The following is a 19,456-nucleotide window of genomic DNA, read 5'->3' on the forward strand; positions in this document are numbered from 1 at the left end:
CTTTCTCATATAACCATTCACTTCTCATTCTGTAATACATTGGATTCATTTTTCATTCGAAATTTTATATATAGAAAAACTGTAGAGAAATCATCCCCTACAGTCTTCACTTATTTCGTATTTATTATCTTTTCTTTATAACTCTTCAATTTACTCGTTAATCCCATTAAAGCAGGTAACAATATCGGCATCACGATTAAAGCTAATAGTAATAGTGCAACGCCAACAACTGATGCTACTTGTATAAGTGTTAATACACCTGAAGGGATTAATGCTGCAAATGTCCCTACTAAAATTAGCGCCGCTGATAATACAACTCCTCCTATATGACGAGATGCAGTTATAATTTTCGTTACCGAATCCCCTTCTACCTCGTTATAGCGCATCATTACGAAAATACTATAATCCACTCCTAAAGCGACAATCATAATGAAGCTAAAGAATGGAACATTCCAGCTTAATGACTCTACATGTAATACATGTGCACTAATTTGTTCGCTTATACCAAGCGATGCAAAGTACGATAATAGTAATGAGCCAATAATATATATTGTATTTAATAATGAACGTGTAATTACCATTAATACAATCGCAATTCCAAATAACATAATCGTAGCTGTACGTAAGAAATCTTGCCCCGTTACTTCTTTTAAATCAACGTTTCTAGCTGTTGTTCCGCCAATTGCTGTTTTCGCATCCTTTAATTCCGTTCCCTTTACAGTGCCTTCGATTGTTTTATTGATTTCTTGAATAATCGGCATTGCTTCTTTTGAATACGGATTTACATCTAAAATGATGGTCATTTTAGCAATCTTTCTATCTTGTGACATGTACGTGTTCAATGCTTTTTGGAAATCTTCTCCCTCTAACACTTCTTTTGGAATATAAAACTTCTCAGAGCTTTTCGATTCATTGAGCTCCCCTAAATATTTCTGCGCGTCATGCAGGCCATTGCTTACTTTTCCAAGCCCTTCTGTACTTTTAGATAAACCAGATTGTAATTGCCCCATCTTTTCCTGCAGGTCTTTAAGGCCCGTTAAAAGTTGCCCTTGCCCATCGTTTATTTTCGTTAATCCAGATTGTAACTCAGCTGATTTATTCGCAATTTGTTTTGAACCTGCAGAACCTTCATTTAATCCATTTTTAAGATCCGCTGCTCCCTTTTGTAACTTATTAATTCCATTGTTCATTTCTTTTAAGCCGTTATCCACTTTCAGTAACGATTGATTCGCTTCTTTAAATGAACTCATCGCTGCTTTATGCTGCGTTGCTAATTGATTTAATTCTTTTGAAAGTATATTTAATTTTTTTTGAGCTTCTTTAGCAATCCCTATCGTTTGTTGTATGTTTGAATCATTCGCTAGTTCTGGTTTCGTTTGAACGAAATTGGTCATTAACATTTCAATTTGTTCATATCCCTTTTTCGCACCATCAATTGCTTGAGAAATACTTCCGAAGTATTGATCGTAAGAGCTTAAACCTTTTTCTAACTGTGCATAACCAGCATGCAGCTGCGACGTTGCATTAGATAGAACATTTATATTTTCGTTTACTGAAGCTAAGCCACTCTCAATTTGCTGTGCCCCTTGTGCACCGTCGTTTATGCCATTTGATAATTGATGTAAAGCTGTTCCTAATGCTGATACCCCGTTTTTCGCCTCGTTCGTTCCATCAATTAATTTTTGAACATTCGCAAGACTATTTGAATCATTACTTCCCATTTTATTTTTCGCATCCGTTAATCCATCATTAATTTCCTTTATGCCACCATCGGCATCTCCTAATCCTGTATTCAATTCTCCCGCTTGCTTATTTAAATATAATTCTTTTATCTTCTCACCAGTTGGACGTGTTGGTGCATATACTTCTGATACACCTTTAACTTTCAAAATTTTATCAGTTAATTCGTCTAAAATTTGTAGAGAAGTTCCTTCATCCAGCTTTTTATCAGATTGAATGACTAATGTACTCGGTGAAGAGAAACCAGGCGGAAAATGATCCTCTATTACGTTAATACCCATCTTTGATTCATACTTATTATCTACTTCAAATAAATCATTGTAATTTAGTGTATTAGAGTATTTTAATATGAAAGGAATCGATATTACAAATACGATGATTAAAGCGACAAATGGCCTTGCTACTGAGTTTTTCGCAAAGAATCCCCATAAGCGACTATCCTCATGACCTTTAAATGTTTTAACTGGATAAAACATTCCTTTTCCTAAAAGCACCATAAAAAATGGATTTAAAGTCGTTAATACGAGTAGTAATACTAAAACACCAATTGCTACCGCTGAAGTAGATTGATATAATTTAAAACTCGCTAACGCAAGTGATGCAAAACCAATTAGCACCGCTATACCGCTATATAATACGGTTTTACCTGCCGATTTAAATGTTTCTTTCGTGGCCAAAAATGCATTTTCTTGTTTACTTAATTCTTCTTTAAACCTCGTATATAATAAAATGTTATAATCTGTTCCTACTCCAAAGAGGACGACGACTACGAACACTTGTGTAAAGTTTGAAAATGGGAAATTAAATTGATCTACAAGCTGAGCAATAATCCCCATTGAAACTAAATACGACACACCGACTGTAAGAAGAGAAACAATCGGAACAACTGGTGAACGAAATACGAGGATTAATACTACAAGAATGAAAATGATTGAAATAACTTCTGTCTTTTTCACTCCCTCTTGAGAGGATTTAAGAAAATCACCCGCTATTAAGTCACTTCCTGTTAAATACGTTTTTACTCCTTTCGTTTGCACCTTTTCATGCAGATTATTTGAAACCCTTGATATTTCACCATGTTTTTTATCTATCGATATTTGCGTTAAAATAGTCGTATTATCTTTAGAAACTAATTGTTTCTCCAAGTCTTTATTATCTAAATGCGAAACAACTTCCTTAATTCCTAATTGCTCTTTTTCATTTTGCAGGGCGTTGATCGTTTTTGTTATTTCCTTCTTTTGTTCATCTGTTAAAGCTGCCTTATTGCCACTATTAAAAACGGCTATAATTTCATACTTTTCAACCCCTTCTTTATCCATCTCTTTAATCATCTTGTCAGCAATGCTGCTTTGTTCTGTATTAGGGATTGTAATTTTCCCTTTTTCCTTCACTAATTTATCCATATTAGGCATCGTTACAACCATTGTAATAGTAATAACTATCCATAATAGAAAAGATAAACTTCTCCAACTTTTTAACTTGCTCATTTAAATCATCTCCCATTATGAAATTTACACACGGAATGAACGTTCATTCCTATCATTCTATTAAATTATTCATTAACTTTATTAAACTAGGTAATACGGAATGAATATTCATTACTTTAGTTGTAAAGATTTATCATCTCCTGTTATTCTTTTTCATACCTCTCTCGGAATGAATGTTCATTCCTGTCCTTATAATGCTATAGAATCAAATGATTCTAATAGCATTCCAACAACTTTCTTCCAATTCCTTTACTAATTCATCTGTATATTCTAACTGCCCTGTTTCCATTACTTTAATTAATTTTTCAATTGGTTGATATACAATAATAATTAAAGCAATTGGTGGTAATGGACGAAGCAAACCTTTTTCGATTCCATCTTCAATCAAGTTCATGAAGAAACCCATGAAGTCCTCGAATATTTCATTGCTATGTTCATCTAGAAAATAACTATCACAGTGAGAATTTGTAAAAAGAAAAGCATCTGCATTTTGTCTCGCAAATTCAAATAAACGGTTGTATGTATGGCTAAACTGTTCACGAATATTTGCACCGACCGGGAAATCATTTTTTATTAATTCCGATAGTTGTAAAACACTTTTCGTAAATAAAGAATTAACAAGCGCTTCTTTATTTTCAAAATAACGGTAGATCGTACCTGCGCCTACTTTTGCTTTTTCAGCAATCATCGGAATTGTTGTACCATCATAACCTCGTTCTGCAAAAAGTTGTATTGCAGCATCAAAAATATCCTCTTGTTTGTTTTTAGCCATTTTTCCACCTCAATTTCCAGGAATGAAAATTCATTCCGTTTTTAATTATAAATTACATGAATTAAAAGTCAAGTGCGTGACAAAGTATAACTGTGATTTTTTATCCTCTATTTGTGAATGAAATTATATGAGTGACTTTCTGGATATATTGGCGCAACTTAAAATTATATCAGCGATTCTCATGATATATTGACTTACCGACAAAAATTCACAATATAAGAGGAAGCTATCCCGAAATTTCACTTAGGATAGCCCACCTTCATACATACAAATTAAAAGAAATCATAAATAAATGGCTTACGCACTGGTACTAGATTCTCAATTGACCGTATTGCCTCGTCACTTCCACTTATTAATTCAAGTTCATTTAGTTCTAATGGGCGTTTATAACCAAACATTATTGCCGATAGTGCATTTATATCCAGTTTTATTCCTTTTTCCGTTGTTTCTTCTACAATTGTTATTTCATGATTTGCAAGTCTCACTGTTACGTTATTCCACGGAGCAAATGCGTCTGTAATGTGTAGGATCACTTCTTGCTGTACATTGTTCCAATTCAACTCATATTGTTTTAAGAACTGCTCTACATCTACAATTCTTCCCATAAAATATGGTTTTATTTCTGTCTTCACGCGTGGCTCTTGCAATGAATATAACAACGGTTCGTTTTCACTTACTGTCATTTCAAGTTCTTTAATCATAGAATCATGCTGGCAAATAAAGTTCCACAGACCATTTCGTGCTTCATTATGTAGTGGTACAAATTCTTCTACTGTCATTTTATAGTTTTCTATTTTGTATAACATGTAACCTGCTGCCCTTTTATTTTCATCATAGTAAATCGCTAATGTTAAATCATCATAAACCGCTTGTAACCACCAGTTCTTCTCTCGAACTAGCATACCTGAAAAACGTTCTGTAAATACTTCATAGAGCTTTTCGACCTCTTCTGGATGATTTTCTTTATTAAAACGTTTCACAGTTCCATTTACTTGTTTTTTCATCACTAAATCGCTCTTAATCATATGACATGTGACTAAATTCGCACAAAGTTCCCAGCCGTATTTACGGTAAAATGAAACCGCAAATGGATGTAACATAGAGACTGTATAGCCATCTTTTTTCATCGTTTGAAGTGAATGTTGAAGTAGCTCTTTTACATACCCACTTCTTCTATACTCAGGATACGTCGCTACCCCTGCAACGCCACCCATTTTAAATTTTTCTTTACCTATGTAAATATGAAACGAAATAAGATGTAATTTTGCTGCTAAGTCTTCCCCTTCCATAATGCCGTATATTTCATGACTTTCCTTCATCTTTGTAAGTTGCTGCTGTAATCGTTCCTCATCTACTTTATATTGAAAAGCGTATTCTGATAAACGTAATGCTTCTCTGAACTTATCTTCTTTTAATTGTATGACATTCATATAATTCTCCTCCATTCCCTGTTTGAATTGTATCACAATTCTTTCTATTTTAGTTCGGTAAGTGAAATTAGAAAGACATTTTAACAAAAAAAGCAGATACATCACGTATCTGCTTTCCATCCTTATTATTTAGCTAACTTTTGAAGTTCATCAAAGAATGTAGGATATGATACACCTACTGCTTCTGCATCTTCAATAATTGTTTTTCCTTCTGCCAGGCAGCCAGCAATCGCAAGCATCATTCCGATGCGATGATCACCATAACTATTTACTGTATTGCCTTTTAGAGCTGATTTTCCGTAAATGATCATGCCGTCATCAGTTGCTTCTATGCGAGCTCCTAGTTTCGTTAACTCAGCAACGACTGTATCAATACGATTTGTTTCTTTTACTTTTAATTCGTGTGCATCTTTAATTACTGTAATTCCTTCCGCTTGCGTTGCCGCTAATGCGATTACAGGAATCTCATCGATTAATCTAGGGATAATATCTCCGCCAATTTCAATTCCTTTTAATGAAGATGTTTCAATTGTAATATTTGCAGCTGGTTCTGATGCCCCTTCGTTAATTATATCTACAGTGAACGTAGCACCCATTTTCTCTAAAACATCAATAATACCTGTACGAGTTGGATTCATTCCTACATTTTGTAATACTAGTTTACTATTTGGGATGATTGCACCTGCTACTAAGAAAAATGCTGCTGATGATACGTCACCTGGCACTTGAATGTCTGTTGCTGTTAATTTTTGTCCACCTGACAGCCTCACTGTTTTCCCTTCGCGAGTTACTTTAACACCAAATGCTTCAAGCATTCTTTCCGTATGGTCGCGTGAAATATGTGGTTCTGTAACAGCTGTTACACCTTCTGCACGAAGACCTGCAAGTAAAATAGCTGACTTTACTTGTGCACTTGCAACAGGAGAAATATATTCAATTGCTTTTAAATCTCCGCCACGTATTGTTAGCGGTGTAAATGTTCCTTCTTCTCTGCCGTCAATGTTTGCACCCATTTGTTTTAATGGGTTTGTTACACGCTTCATCGGTCTTTTTGCGATAGACTCATCACCTTGTACGCAAGAGAAAAATGGTGTGTTAGCTAATATACCTGACATTAATCGAATTGTTGTACCAGAATTACCAACATCTAATACAGCTTTCGGTTCTTGTAAACCTTCTAATCCTTTACCAACTACAGTAACTTCATCACCGTTTTGCGTAATTTCTACTCCCATTTCTTTAAAACATGAAATAGTACTTAAACAGTCTGCACCGGGCAAGAAACCTTTAATTGTTGTTTTCCCTTCTGCAATCGAACCGAACATAACAGCACGGTGTGAAATGGATTTATCACCTGGGATTGTAATATTGCCATTCAATCCGTTATTAACAGGTTGTATTATTCTTTCTTTCACGTTTTTCACCTTCTCATTTAAATTGTTTCATAAGTTTGGTATTCTTCTTCTCCAAGCGCTAGCTTTGCTTTCATACGATCTTCTTCCCTTTGGAAACTAATACGTAATACCCCAAGCAGTCCTTCACGCGCTTCTAATATTTGCAAGTTCGTAATACTAATTTCCTCGCGCGCTAAAATACTCGTAATATGAGCCAATGCCCCCACCTTATCTAATACATCAACGTATAAGTCGTGATAGGCAGGAATTGCACCACTCTTTCTTACTGGTAAAGAATCACGGTATTCTTTCGCATCTGCAAAATAGTTTTGAATCTCGCCTGCATCTCCGGTAGAAACTGTCTTATATAAACCTTCCATTTCAGAGATCCACTCTTTTAATAATACCATTAAATGCTCTCGATTTTGCTTTACAATATCACTCCACATTTTCGGACTACTAGATGCGATACGTGTAATGTCTTTGAAACCTCCCGCAGCGAGTTGATGAATGAGCGGATTATCTCCTGCATGTTTCTCAACTTGCTTTACTAAACCTGCTGCGATAAGATGCGGGAAATGACTAACAATCCCTGTTACATAATCATGTTCTTCTGTATTTAAAACAAGAAAATGAGATCCTGTTCCTTTTAACCATACTTTAAGGTCTTCCACTTGTTCATTTGGTATATGATTCATCGGTGTTAAAATGTAAAATGCATTTTCAAATAAATGCGCCTTTGCGCTTTCAACTCCCGTTTTATGAGAACCCGCCATCGGATGTCCCCCAATGAAAGAAACTTCCTTTGAAAATAAAGCTTCCGCTTCGTTCATAATAGACCCTTTTGTACTACCAACATCAGTCACTATAACATCTTCTCGTAAACGGAATGAAGCAAGTTTGTGTAATAGCTTCTTCGTTTCTTCAACTGGAGAAGCAAAAATAATTAAATGTGCCTCTTCACATGCATGTTGTAAATCAACTGCTACTTCATCTACTACATGTAATTCTTTTGCACGCTCTACTTGCTCTTGAAATATATCGTACCCTGTTATCGTTACATCGTGCTCTTTCTTAATTGCTAAGGCGAGAGAGCCTCCTATTAAACCTGTTCCAATTAATACTACCTTTTTACGCATTTGCCTCATCTCGAGACTTACTTTTTTTGTTTTCAAAGTGTTGTTTTAACACTGAAATCACTCCTTCATTTTGCTCCCTTGTTCCAACTGTAATACGGACACCATTTGGGAATGGACGAATAATAAACCCTGCATGTGCACAAGCTTCATAAATCTCTCCAGCATTCTCTACCGGTAAGAAGATGAAATTAGTTTGTGACGAATAAAATGGTATTTCGTTTTCCTTACAGAAACTCTCGTATTGCTGTAATCCTTCTGTATTCACGTGAACTATTTCTTCAATAAACTCGTTATCACCAAAAGCAATCGTAGCTGCTTTTTGCGCTAATGAAGATACGTTAAATGGTAAACGTACGACATTTAATTTCTCAATTAGCTCTTCCTGTCCGATCGCATATCCAACGCGGAAAGAAGCTAATCCGTATGCTTTAGAAAACGTTCTAAGTACAAGAATGTTTTTATGTTTTTCTAAAAGCGATAATGTCTCAGGGAAATCTTTTGCTGTTACGTATTCATAGTACGCTTCATCAATGACAATTAACGTATTTTCACTAATGCCTTCAATAAATTGAGTTAATTTTTGCTCATTCACATATGTGCCCGTCGGGTTATTCGGATTACAAATCCATACGATTTTCGTATTATTATTTACCGCTGACAAAATTTCGTCTAAATCGTATACACCGTTATTTAAAGGAATTTCTTTCACTTCACAGCCTTCAATAATCGCATGATGACGGTATTGCGGGAATGTTGCACCTGCTGTTACAATGTTATCTCCCGCTCGTAATACGGCGCGGCTTATTATTTGAATGATTTCATCTAAACCACTACCACAAAGTACTTGTTCCATTTGCACATGCAACTTATCCGCGATTGTTTGACGGAGCGTCGTAGCACCTCCGTCAGGATATAAAGCATGTTCCAACCAAGATTTTTGCAACTCTTCTAAAACTCTCGGTGAACAACCGAATGGATTTTCATTCGATGCTAATTTCACAAACGAATGATCTCCGTACACTTCTTTCATTTGTTCTGGTGATTTACCTGGTTTATATGGTTGTAATGATGATAGTTGATCTTTTACTTGCACGTTAAACCCACCTTTTTATTAAAATTCTTTTGCGTAGTTATTGTGTTGCATAATGTTTTGTTTTAATAATTCCATACGATCTTTTCCGAATTGTTCGACTAGTGCATCTGCAAGTTCCCATGCTACAACAGATTCAGCTACTACACCCGCTGCTGGTACTGCGCAACTATCAGATCTTTCAATACTAGCTTGGAATGCTTCCTTCGTATCAATATCAACGCTTGCTAACGGTTTGTATAATGTAGGAATTGGCTTCATAACGCCTCTTACGACAATTGGCATACCTGTTGTCATACCGCCTTCTAAACCGCCGGCATTATTCGTTTTTCTCGTGTATCCTTTTTCTTCATCCCACAGAATTTCATCATGCACTTTACTTCCTGGTTGTCTTGCCGCTTCAAAACCTACGCCAATTTCAGCACCTTTAAATGCATTTATACTCATAATTGCACCAGCAAGTTTTGCATCTAATTTACGATCGTAATGAACGTAACTACCAACGCCAATAGGCATACCTTCTGCAATAACTTCCACAATACCACCGATTGAATCTCCGGTACTTTTTGCGTTGTCAATCGCATCCATCATTTCTTGCTCTACTTCTTTATCTAAACATCGAACTGGTGAGTTTTCAGTTATCGTTTGAATTTCTTCAATCGGTAAGTTTGAAATATGTTTTGCTTTTACTCCACCAATTTCAAGAACATGTCCTGCAATTTTTACGCCTAATTCGCTTAAAATTTGTTTTGCAACTGCACCAGCAGCTACACGAACTGTCGTTTCTCTTGCAGATGAGCGCTCTAATACGTTTCTTATATCACGATGACCATATTTAATTGCTCCATTTAAATCCGCATGTCCTGGACGTGGTTTTGTAATTGTACGTTTCATGTCTTTACTTTCTTTTTCAGAAATTGGCTCAGCACCCATTACTTTCGTCCAATGTTTGAAATCATCATTTTTTACGATTAACGTAATCGGTGATCCAAGTGTCATCCCGTGACGAACACCACTTACAATTTCAACTGTATCTGTTTCAATTTGCATGCGTCTTCCGCGTCCATGACCTTTTTGTCTTCTTAATAATTCTTTATTAATATGTTCCGCCGTAAGTGTCAAACCTGCTGGTACACCTTCTAAAATAACTGTTAACTGCGGTCCATGTGATTCTCCAGCTGTAATGTATCTCATTTCTCTTGCCCCTTTACTATTTTTTTGTACAAAAAAGTCCCTACTGAGCGCTCAGTAGGGACGATGTTTATCGCGGTACCACCCTAGTTGTAGACAACTGTCGTCTACCTCTCTTCTTCTTTAACGATCGTTTGACCGTCTTCCCCTCCATAAGTTGTCGAGAAAGATGCTCCAAGGCTGTAATTCATGCTTACCTTTGTACTGATTCACACCAGCCATCAGCTCTCTTTAACAGTGAGATAAGCACTACTGTTTCCTCTTCAACGCATATATGATATGGAATTAAGATAATTTATTTTTGAAACCTTTTAACTCATCCATGAATCTATGGAATTCTGGAATGTCCATTTGTTGTGCAGAATCTGACAATGCAACTGCTGGATCTGGATGAACTTCAGCCATTACTGCATCTGCGCCAATTGCAAGTGCCGCTTTCGCTGTTGGTAATAATAAATCTCTGCGTCCAGTTGAATGTGTTACATCAACGATAACTGGTAAATGTGTTTCTTTCTTTAAAATTGGTACTGCAGAAATGTCTAATGTGTTACGTGTTGCTCTTTCGTATGTGCGGATACCGCGCTCACAAAGAATAATTTGATCGTTACCTTGCGCAATGATGTATTCCGCTGCGTTAATGAACTCATCAATTGTTGCTGCTAATCCACGTTTTAATAATACTGGTTTGTTAACTTTACCTACAGCTCGTAATAAATCGAAGTTTTGCATGTTACGTGCGCCAACTTGAATTACATCAACGTAGTCTAATGCCATTTCAACATCGTTCGGATTTAAAATTTCACTAATAATTGCTAAGTCGAACTCGTCTGCTACTTGGCGTAAAATTTGTAGTCCTTCTACTCCTAAACCTTGGAAATCGTATGGAGATGTTCTCGGTTTGAATGCACCACCGCGCATTAATTTTAAGCCTTGGTCTTTCATCGCTTGCCCTACTTGACGAACTTGCTCTAAGCTTTCTACTGCACAAGGTCCCATGATGAACGTTTGTGTTCCGTTTCCAATCAATTCACCTTTTACATCAACGATTGTATTTTCTTGTTTCTTTTTACGTGATACTAGTAACGCTTTACGGTTATCATCTTCTTGTAACTCTAAGCTTGCTTTGAAAATCGTTTTGAAAATATGTTGAACTGTTGATGTTTCGAATGGTCCTTCGTTATGCTCTGCAATCATATCAAGTACTTCACGCTCACGTACTGGATCAAAGCGTTTCGTACCTTGTACTTGCTTTTGCTCTCCAATTTTTTGAACGATTTCACCACGTTTGTTTAAAAGGTGTAATAGTTGTAAGTTAATTTCATCTACCTGTTTACGTAATTGATCTAATTCATGATTTGCCATTTGGAAATCCTCCTCTAATGTTTTAAAAGTATAGTAAGAGAATAAAAGATTCTCTATTTTCTGAACTGGCTAATTATACAAATTTATAGTGGAATCGATACCTCTTCTTATTTTAAACTAATAATTCGTACAAAGACATGAACTACTAGTTAAAAAGCCACTTTTTTGTACAAAAAAGCCCTACTGATCCAATCAGTAGGGACGATATTTATCGCGGTACCACCCTAGTTGTAGACTTCTTTCGTCTACCTCTCTTCATTGTTAACGATCATCTGACCGTCTTTCCCTTCATAAAGACAATACTATCTTTACTACGAAAAAGATGCTCCAGGACTGTAATTCGCTCTTGTTTTTGTACTGGTTCGCACCAACCACCAGCTCTCTGTTACAGGGAAACAACAACTACTGCTTTTCCTTTCAATGCATGACTATTTTATTTTCAAGTTGGACCACTAAAATACAAAAAGTCCCTACTGAATAAATCAGTAGGGACGATATTTATCGCGGTACCACCCTAGTTGTAGACTAACTTTCTGTCTACCTCTCTTCACTGTTAACGATCAATTGACCGCTTTTTCCTCATAAAGACAAACTATCTTTATTACGAAAAAGATGCTCCAAGACTGTAATTCATGATTATCCCTGTACTGGTTCACACCAACCACCAGCTCTCTGTTACAGTAAGACTAACCACTACTGTGATCTCTTCATTGCACTTTGTTTATTCAAATGTTTTTGAAATTGAATAAGTATGATTCGTATTATAGAACGCTTTTCAAAACACTGTCAACAACTTTTTATATATTTTTTAAAATTCCACTTTCGTCCTATAATTCTTCTTGTAAATCACCCATTACAATTCCTATGCGAATTATTTCATTTTCTAGTAAATGTAAAACATATTCCTCTACTCCATACTGAACTAATAATTCTTTTATTTTTATGATTTCTTTTTCAAATAAAACGGCTTCTTGACATGTTTGTAGTAAAATAAAAAACACATTTGCAAACATTTCTTTATGCGCTTTCATACTTTCTTTCTTATGAAGCATTTCAATCAATAACTGCTTCATTTCCTCACCTGTACATTTACCATTTACACTTGAAAATGCACGAGACATAATACATAATCCTTTTTCTAATATTTCATCCATGTATAAAATAATACGTAAAAGCATTACATATTCTCTCGCTGTTATCTCACCCATTTTTGGTCGTTCTCGCAAAAATACACTGAGCCAAGCTGTCCAAAATTTTTGTTGTTCTTTTACACTTAATGTTTTGACGTAATAGCATAAAAACTGCATAAATTTAATTTTATTTTCTTCATTTTCTAATACGAGTAAAGGGTATAACCAATCTGTTTTTTGCTCCCAATATAGTACACATTTAATAAATACAAAGCTAAGCCACTTCAAGAAAGCTTCCCTCGTATGCGGATGTAATACTTCCAAATATTCTATCGCATACTTAATAAAACGCTTCATTTCTGTAAATAAAGGTAAATTTATTTGCGTGTAACATAAACCAGCCCATGCATATTCCGTAATTTCATTTTGTTTTTTTAAATCTAAGTATGGTAACAAATATTTTCGGCACCATTGCTTTTCAATATGATATAGAAATGTAATATCTGCTATTAAACGAGCAAACATAAAGTTTGTTCGTACTGAATTAACTCTTACTTGTTCTTCAAATAAAAATAAATATTCATATACATTACGATCGTATAAATGATCATATGATAACAACTTTAATAATACAGCCGTCATTTTTCCAACAGGATGCTGAATTGATTCATTGTAAAAATCTTGTTTTCCAAGCTTAAAATCCGTATCACTCTTCATAACTTGAGGAAACACTGAAAAAGCAAAGCGTTTTACAACACGTATACTATTCTCTTCTAACTCTTCTAGTCGATTACTAATTTCATATAGAAAACTACTAATTAACCAATGAAAAGCAGTATTTCTAACAAATTTCTGCAATAACGGAATAATTTTTTGGATTTGATCATTTGTCAATCCTCTGTTATTTCGCCATTCTCTAATACAAACAAACCATACTTCATTACTTATTTCTTGCACTCCTACTAATTGATATGCGAATGAAATACTCCACTCTGTATTCAATTTACATGCTTTTGATAACATCTCTAAAAAATGGCGTTGTTCAAAAACACCATCTTGCGAAAATTGCCGAACTTGCTTCATAATTTCAACATCTTTCAGCTGCAATAATCCGTCAGCTGTTACATTACAAGTAATGCTTTGCGCTGTATCCTCTTTCTTTTGTACACTGTATCGTTCAGAATGAAAATGAGGATGCTTTTGCTTCATTAACTCATACCCATTTGCCGTAGATGGACTATTTGAATCACACTTGAATAATAAGTCTAATACGAGACATGCATCAAATACTCTCTCTTCTGTAAGACGCTTTATTACAGTTCGAATGACTTCTTCTTTTGTTTTTTCCAAACAATTTGCATAATGACTTTTTAAAAGTTGGAAAACTTCATGTTTATAAGTGAAATCTAAAAGAAGTCCTTCCTGTAACAACCATTTCATTTTGTCATCTACACGAACAAAAATATTTTTATTCATCGCATCAATTGCAATTCGCTTTTGAAGTACACTATTCGCTTCTATCATTTCTGTAATATAATAATCCGCTTTTTTCTCATTGTTTTCACATAAATAAGTTAGACACTCTTTTACAATTTGTATTAAAAATGCAAGATCATTTTGATGAAACTCTTTTTCTACATCTTCCTTATTTCTCTTTTTCAGTGCCGTTTGTCTTAATGACAACATTCTCAATTTTTCTAATCCAATCATCATAATTGGAACAGCATAATAGGCGATATATGGCCTCATCTTTTCGTTCCAAATTTGCTCCACATGAGAAAATGTAGATACTGGTAAGCGACTCGATTCCTCGAGTTCTATTGATTCTTGCGTATCATTTCCCCATTTTCTTACACGTTTCAACTTCAGCTTTCCGTCTAAAATAAAAGTTAGTAACAATAAGGCAATTTCTTTATGCTCAGGAAAAGAACATTTTTGCAATAACTTAGAAATCTTTTCTATAGAGCTACTATCTTTTTCAGCAGTTTCTAATAAAAGGAGTGTCCACCTGGCAAACAACAATGGGTCCATCTCACTCTTCGTTTCGTTTAAGTAGTTACAAATTGTTTTCCATAATAACGTTGATATTTTAGAATAATTTTTATAAATTAATTGAAATAATTCTTTCTGATGACTAAAAAGAAATTGTTCCACTAACCATTCTGCAAGTAATTCATCTACTTCATTATAGTTTGGCGTAAGCATAAACAAATTTTGTAATTTACCTTCTGCTTCTAACCATTCGACCCATTCATAATCGTGAGCAAATTCCACAAAGTAACGAACTGTTTCAATTTTTTTAATTGATTGCTTTATGTATGATAATTGTTCCTGTTCTACTGACGGGGGAACCGTTACAATATCCCGAATACGCATTCTTTTCGTAATATAATTATCACCCATTAATTCCGCCCAGCGTTTTACCGCTTTTACGAGAGATTGATGATTATTCACTTTATTCGGATACACAATCGGTCTTATCCCTAAATGTTCCCAGTGGTACGTATTTTCTCCTTGTGCGACAAAAGCAAATCGTCTTGTACTTGGTGGTAAACCAGTTGCTAAATATTTCATTACTGGGTCATTATGACTATATCCAACGAATAAAACGGTGTAATTTGAGAATAGATCGACTAAAAATCTTCTCGCCCAACCTTCCGTTAAGTAAGCCCTTCCAAAATCACCGTCTGTTAAAATTAAAGCCTCTTTCTCCTGTTCTACATTACCATGTATATAAGCAAGACCTTTAAAAGCTCTCCCAGTCGGTAAAGCTGGAGCGTAATAAACATTGATATCTCTATTTATTTCTTTAATTGCAGTTGTAAAATGTTGATCAAAATTTGTTGTTACAATGCGGATATCTGTATCTAAAGGAAATAACCTTGGAATTGCATAATGTAATGGATTCGGTTTTGATTTCTCTATATGAACAAGATCTCTTGCGACTTGATGTACATCTTTTGTTTTCGCAATTTTACCAAGATAATAATCATGTGGTTCTGTTATTTCACGCTTTTCGACATATAACGTTTTTGCAATTTCATCAACTAAATCATCAAAATTTGGTAAGTTTGATTTCCCTTTCATAGAAACTCCCGCTCCAACAAATAACACTAACTTTCCTTGCTCAATGTGATCAATTAACTCATCTGGAATTTCTACTTCTGAAGTAATCCACATCCTGGATTCCCCCTTACCTAAAAATGTCATACACTCTCATTTTACTATAACATTTTTTCGTTATTTTTATAATATTTAGACTAAATTCCGAACATGAAAAAGTTTTATGTAAATAAATCCGTTACAATGTATGAACTACAGAATTTATTGAAAAACTATGTATAAATCGGAGGTGTAAATTTTGAATGATTTCACAGTAGTGCTTATCAAGTTTATATCATGCATTATCGCATTTAGCATTGGGCTTGCTTTATTTTTCCCTGCAACGTTTGTTCAAATTATTTCATTCAGTCTCTTTGTTACAATCGTATCCTACATGTTCGTTGATAAAATTATTTTAAATCGAATTGGCAATACTGGTGCCATTATGTCGGATTTCTTATTAACATATTTAAGCGTATGGATTTTCGGTAATATTTTATTAGACAACTATATGCAAATTGCATGGGGCAGTATCCTTTCTGCCATCGTCTTCACTTTATCTGAAGTAATCGTTCATCGCTTCTCTAACTCTCATACAAGGCACAACAATGATAACATTCGTATTAATCGCCGCTTTGCATATGGTACGGAGTTTGCTGAAGAACAAAATATATTGGATAAAGACAAGAAGAAGTAACATTTTAATGCAGGAGCGCCCTTTTTAATTATGTGGTGCTCCTTTTTTTGTATTTTTTCATTATGGTACGTGAAATTATATAAACGATTATTTCAAAATATCGACTTACCGACAATATTTGACGCTATTTTTCTAATAAAAAAACTGCCTCTTATTTAGAGGCAGCCACTTTCAAGTCTTTTAATGCAACAACATCCGCAAACGCTCCCAATACTGCGTTATGATGTTTCACAATATCTTCAGCACGTAACACTTCTGCATCAAATGTACTATGCGCATCACTAACTAACGTTACTTTATATCCTTCACTACATGCTCTGCGCGTTGTCGTATCTACACAATACTCTGTTTGCATTCCCGAAAGAATAACGTGTTCAATTCCTTTCTCTTGTAACACTTCGCTTAAGTTTGTCTTATGGAATGAATCTGGCGTCGTCTTTTCAACAATATCATCCCCTTCTTGCGGAGCGATTGTTGCATGGATTCGCCATCCATCCGTACCTTTTTCTAACGGATGGTCTTTAGGACCGTTATGTTGGACATAAATAACTGGAATATCATTTGTACGACATTCCCCAATAAGCTCTTGCAATGTTTGTAAAAACTTTTCCCCATTATGTACTGGCATTCCAGCTGTATACATACCGGCTTGCACATCAATTACGATTAATGCTTTTTTCATTTCACACAGCTCCCTTCGTTTATATAAGCCATTGCATATTCATTATAATTGTTTGTATTCCATCATCCAACAATCTTCTAGTTCCCCCTCATGTAGCTCATGTTCCTTTAAAATCTTTACTTTTTTAAATCCGCATTTTTCATAACACTTTATCGCTCGTTCATTATTTACTTTCGGATCCATTGCGATTGCTTCTGCTCCCATTTCACCCATAATGTATGTAATTGCTGCCTGAACGAGTTTTTGTCCAATTCCTTTTCCCCAATAGACTGGTTCACCGATAAATTGATCCATTCCCCATACATTTTGTGATTCTTTATAGCCATATATCGCTTTCCACTCTGAATCAACTGGGTACATTTGTATGTAACCAATCGGAACGGTATCAAATTCTATTAAACATCTATTTTCATTACTGTTTGGATTATGCATAAAATGATCAAGCACCTTTTCTACAGATTGCGGATTATCTCGCCCTTCGTAATACCGCAGGACTGCTGGGTCCGTTAAACATTTAGAAATGATAGCTGCATCATTTTCCATTACGTATCTAATCAATAAACCTTCTTTTTGAAAAAGCATATTATACCTCTATTATTCCTTTATATTTTTTCTTGATGTTACATCTTTCATTGCACCTACTAATGCATATGGTAGTAATGTAATCGCAAAAAATGCTGTAAATACGTTAAATTGCGGGATTGTATAGAGTGTGAACCATTCAGTGAAAAATTGAGAATTTAATATTCTATTAAAAAACTCTCCGCCTGGCCTAAAGTTTGGTGCCCACGCAGTTATTTCACACAAAATAAACAGTAACTGAACAATAAAAAATGCCCCTAGATAACGAAACCAAGTCCGTTTCCATATAGGTTGTGCATTTTTTAATATATCCCCCATCTAATCCCCTCCTTAAATATTCATCATATTAATTATACACTTTCCTCACTTTATTTGTTAAAATTTTCTATATAATTAATACCGTTGGGGGAATACATTATGTCTAAACCTATACTTACATCCACTTTAATCATTCTTAGAGGAAACTCCGCAAGTGGTAAAACAACGATCGCAAAGCAACTACAAGAACATTTCGGACAAGGGACACTTTTAGTCTCTCAAGACGTCGTACGTAGAGATATGTTAAGAGTACACGACACGATGGGGAACTTATCTCATGATCTACTATTTGAAATTACGAAGTACGGAAAAGGAAAATGTAAGTTTGTTATTTTAGAAGGTATTTTAAACAATCGTAGATACGGTGATATGTTGAAAGAATTAATTCGTTATTTTGATGGAAATGCATATACATATTACTTTGATTTATCACTCGAGGAAACCATTAGACGACATAACACAAGGGACAAACGACATGAATTTGGTGAATATTCCCTTCAAAAATGGTATAATCCGCACGATACAATTGAAGTTGCTAGTGAAACTATTTTTACAGATAATTTTACACAAAAAGATATATTTGATGCGATTCTTAACGATGTTGCGATACAAAAACAAGACTAATATAATATGTTAGTCTTGTTATGTACTTTGTGTTTCCGTTTTTATAATTGAACAATCTTTACATAAATAAAAATAGATATTCATTTCCCCAAACTGGAAATCAACTACTGAAATAAGTTCACGTTCCTCGATATCTTGTGTAATTGTAGCAGCATACTTCATCTCTTTAGAACAAGTTGGACACGCCAAATCCTCTGGAAGATCATCATATAATGGTGCCCCTAACAATCTACATACATATTCCGAACCGAACAAGTCGAAAGCTTCCCAGTACCTATCTTCATCTGTAGGTATATCTTCATATTTATAAGCTTTACCGTTGTTTTTGGTAATGAAACTGGTAACTTATCTTCCTCTTCCATTATCCATTCTTCTGTATTTTGCTGCTGTATGATTTGAACTGTTTTACCTCCATCACTTAACTGAAAATATTGCGGTTCCCACACCATCGCGCAGTTCAAGCATGAAACGAATGGTAAAATATTTAGTTCACTACTTTTAAGTTCAGCAAGTCTCTCATCTTTTAAATCAAAACAGAGAATTTGGTGCATCTTCTCACCGCATAACTTACATACTGGCAAATTGCAATCTTGACCGCCAAAGTAATGATTATATGAACCTCTTCCTTCAATTACTCTATACCCTTTCCGCTCATTACAATGTGCGCCATATAATTCTATTGTCATATTCTATCCTCGCCTTTTATAAGAATGATT

14 protein-coding genes, 1 pseudogene and 3 other annotated features are annotated in these 19,456 nt (G+C 34.9%); of the genes and pseudogenes, 2 read left to right on the forward strand and 13 right to left on the reverse strand.

Annotated features, from left to right (window positions below; all coding sequences use genetic code 11):
- Positions 1 to 110 precede the first annotated feature (110 nt).
- The 9 genes from ACW0JX_RS14445 to ACW0JX_RS14485 all read right to left on the reverse strand — a co-directional run bounded on the left by ACW0JX_RS14445 (position 111) and on the right by ACW0JX_RS14485 (position 15,915).
- On the reverse strand, positions 111 to 3,227 hold the full coding sequence (locus ACW0JX_RS14445) for an MMPL family transporter (protein ID WP_459244857.1): 3,117 nt from the start codon (positions 3,225 to 3,227) through the stop codon (positions 111 to 113).
- Positions 3,228 to 3,432: 205 nt separating this feature from the next.
- Entirely contained in the window at positions 3,433 to 3,999 is a 567-nt protein-coding gene (locus ACW0JX_RS14450; RefSeq protein WP_001107291.1) for a TetR/AcrR family transcriptional regulator, read from the reverse strand.
- Between the two features lie 272 nt (positions 4,000 to 4,271).
- Positions 4,272 to 5,429 carry a GNAT family N-acetyltransferase gene (locus tag ACW0JX_RS14455; RefSeq protein ID WP_459244858.1) on the reverse strand — a complete coding sequence of 386 codons (1,158 nt, stop codon included), beginning with the start codon at positions 5,427 to 5,429 and terminating at the stop codon, positions 4,272 to 4,274.
- Positions 5,430 to 5,554: 125 nt separating this feature from the next.
- Positions 5,555 to 6,844: a 3-phosphoshikimate 1-carboxyvinyltransferase gene (gene aroA, locus ACW0JX_RS14460; RefSeq protein ID WP_098976098.1), complete on the reverse strand. Its 1,290-nt coding sequence runs from the start codon at positions 6,842 to 6,844 to the stop codon at positions 5,555 to 5,557.
- A gap of 17 nt (positions 6,845 to 6,861) precedes the next feature.
- On the reverse strand, positions 6,862 to 7,962 hold the full coding sequence (tyrA, locus tag ACW0JX_RS14465) for a prephenate dehydrogenase (protein WP_071732053.1): 1,101 nt from the start codon (positions 7,960 to 7,962) through the stop codon (positions 6,862 to 6,864).
- Positions 7,955 to 9,055, reverse strand: coding sequence for a histidinol-phosphate transaminase (gene hisC, locus ACW0JX_RS14470; RefSeq protein ID WP_098976097.1), 1,101 nt, complete (start codon positions 9,053 to 9,055; stop codon positions 7,955 to 7,957). The genes tyrA and hisC overlap by 8 nt, the downstream gene beginning before the upstream one ends.
- Positions 9,056 to 9,073: 18 nt before the next feature.
- On the reverse strand, positions 9,074 to 10,246 hold the full coding sequence (aroC, locus tag ACW0JX_RS14475; protein ID WP_071732051.1) for a chorismate synthase: 1,173 nt from the start codon (positions 10,244 to 10,246) through the stop codon (positions 9,074 to 9,076).
- 53 nt (positions 10,247 to 10,299) lie between these two features.
- Positions 10,300 to 10,519: a binding site (T-box leader), on the reverse strand.
- Between the two features lie 9 nt (positions 10,520 to 10,528).
- Positions 10,529 to 11,605, reverse strand: coding sequence for a bifunctional 3-deoxy-7-phosphoheptulonate synthase/chorismate mutase (locus tag ACW0JX_RS14480; protein WP_001273575.1), 1,077 nt, complete (start codon positions 11,603 to 11,605; stop codon positions 10,529 to 10,531).
- Between the two features lie 194 nt (positions 11,606 to 11,799).
- Positions 11,800 to 12,035: a binding site (T-box leader), on the reverse strand.
- Positions 12,036 to 12,089: 54 nt separating this feature from the next.
- Positions 12,090 to 12,325, reverse strand: a binding site (T-box leader).
- 107 nt (positions 12,326 to 12,432) lie between these two features.
- Positions 12,433 to 15,915, reverse strand: a complete 3,483-nt coding sequence (locus ACW0JX_RS14485) for a DUF4020 domain-containing protein (RefSeq protein ID WP_459244859.1) — start codon at positions 15,913 to 15,915, stop codon at positions 12,433 to 12,435.
- 181 nt (positions 15,916 to 16,096) lie between these two features.
- Between ACW0JX_RS14485 and ACW0JX_RS14490 the strand changes: the two genes are divergently transcribed.
- Positions 16,097 to 16,534: a YndM family protein gene (locus ACW0JX_RS14490; protein ID WP_000997702.1), complete on the forward strand. Its 438-nt coding sequence runs from the start codon at positions 16,097 to 16,099 to the stop codon at positions 16,532 to 16,534.
- 151 nt (positions 16,535 to 16,685) lie between these two features.
- Here ACW0JX_RS14490 and ACW0JX_RS14495 read toward each other — a convergent pair whose 3' ends face one another.
- From ACW0JX_RS14495 to ACW0JX_RS14505, 3 genes are read right to left on the reverse strand one after another with little or no spacing between them, the layout of a single operon-like run.
- Entirely contained in the window at positions 16,686 to 17,216 is a 531-nt protein-coding gene (locus ACW0JX_RS14495) for a cysteine hydrolase family protein (protein WP_098126627.1), read from the reverse strand.
- 42 nt (positions 17,217 to 17,258) lie between these two features.
- Positions 17,259 to 17,798, reverse strand: coding sequence for a GNAT family N-acetyltransferase (locus ACW0JX_RS14500; protein WP_459244860.1), 540 nt, complete (start codon positions 17,796 to 17,798; stop codon positions 17,259 to 17,261).
- Positions 17,799 to 17,810: 12 nt separating this feature from the next.
- Positions 17,811 to 18,116: a YfzA family protein gene (locus ACW0JX_RS14505; protein WP_000502339.1), complete on the reverse strand. Its 306-nt coding sequence runs from the start codon at positions 18,114 to 18,116 to the stop codon at positions 17,811 to 17,813.
- Positions 18,117 to 18,215: 99 nt separating this feature from the next.
- On the opposite strand from ACW0JX_RS14505, the gene ACW0JX_RS14510 reads away from it, so the two are divergent.
- The gene (locus ACW0JX_RS14510; RefSeq protein WP_069355812.1) at positions 18,216 to 18,740 is read left to right on the forward strand and encodes a kinase; all 525 of its coding nucleotides are present in this window, start codon (positions 18,216 to 18,218) and stop codon (positions 18,738 to 18,740) included.
- An 18-nt stretch (positions 18,741 to 18,758) separates the two neighbouring features.
- Here ACW0JX_RS14510 and ACW0JX_RS14515 read toward each other — a convergent pair.
- Positions 18,759 to 19,426, reverse strand: a pseudogene (locus ACW0JX_RS14515) (hypothetical protein).
- Positions 19,427 to 19,456 lie beyond the last annotated feature (30 nt).

It is taken from the genome of Bacillus sp. C-3-6, from assembly GCF_054509685.1.

What these genes read in the sequence shown, in the direction of transcription:
- ACW0JX_RS14445 (WP_459244857.1), bottom strand. Translation starts at nt 3,227, where the DNA reads ATGAGCAAGTTAAAAAGTTGGAGAAGTTTATCTTTTCTATTATGGATA.
- ACW0JX_RS14510 (WP_069355812.1), top strand. Translation starts at nt 18,216, where the DNA reads ATGTCTAAACCTATACTTACATCCACTTTAATCATTCTTAGAGGAAAC.
- ACW0JX_RS14480 (WP_001273575.1), bottom strand. Translation starts at nt 11,605, where the DNA reads ATGGCAAATCATGAATTAGATCAATTACGTAAACAGGTAGATGAAATT.
- ACW0JX_RS14450 (WP_001107291.1), bottom strand. Translation starts at nt 3,999, where the DNA reads ATGGCTAAAAACAAACAAGAGGATATTTTTGATGCTGCAATACAACTT.
- ACW0JX_RS14500 (WP_459244860.1), bottom strand. Translation starts at nt 17,798, where the DNA reads ATGCTTTTTCAAAAAGAAGGTTTATTGATTAGATACGTAATGGAAAAT.
- ACW0JX_RS14505 (WP_000502339.1), bottom strand. Translation starts at nt 18,116, where the DNA reads ATGGGGGATATATTAAAAAATGCACAACCTATATGGAAACGGACTTGG.
- ACW0JX_RS14455 (WP_459244858.1), bottom strand. Translation starts at nt 5,429, where the DNA reads ATGAATGTCATACAATTAAAAGAAGATAAGTTCAGAGAAGCATTACGT.
- ACW0JX_RS14485 (WP_459244859.1), bottom strand. Translation starts at nt 15,915, where the DNA reads ATGTGGATTACTTCAGAAGTAGAAATTCCAGATGAGTTAATTGATCAC.
- aroC (WP_071732051.1), bottom strand. Translation starts at nt 10,246, where the DNA reads ATGAGATACATTACAGCTGGAGAATCACATGGACCGCAGTTAACAGTT.
- ACW0JX_RS14495 (WP_098126627.1), bottom strand. Translation starts at nt 17,216, where the DNA reads ATGAAAAAAGCATTAATCGTAATTGATGTGCAAGCCGGTATGTATACA.
- tyrA (WP_071732053.1), bottom strand. Translation starts at nt 7,962, where the DNA reads ATGCGTAAAAAGGTAGTATTAATTGGAACAGGTTTAATAGGAGGCTCT.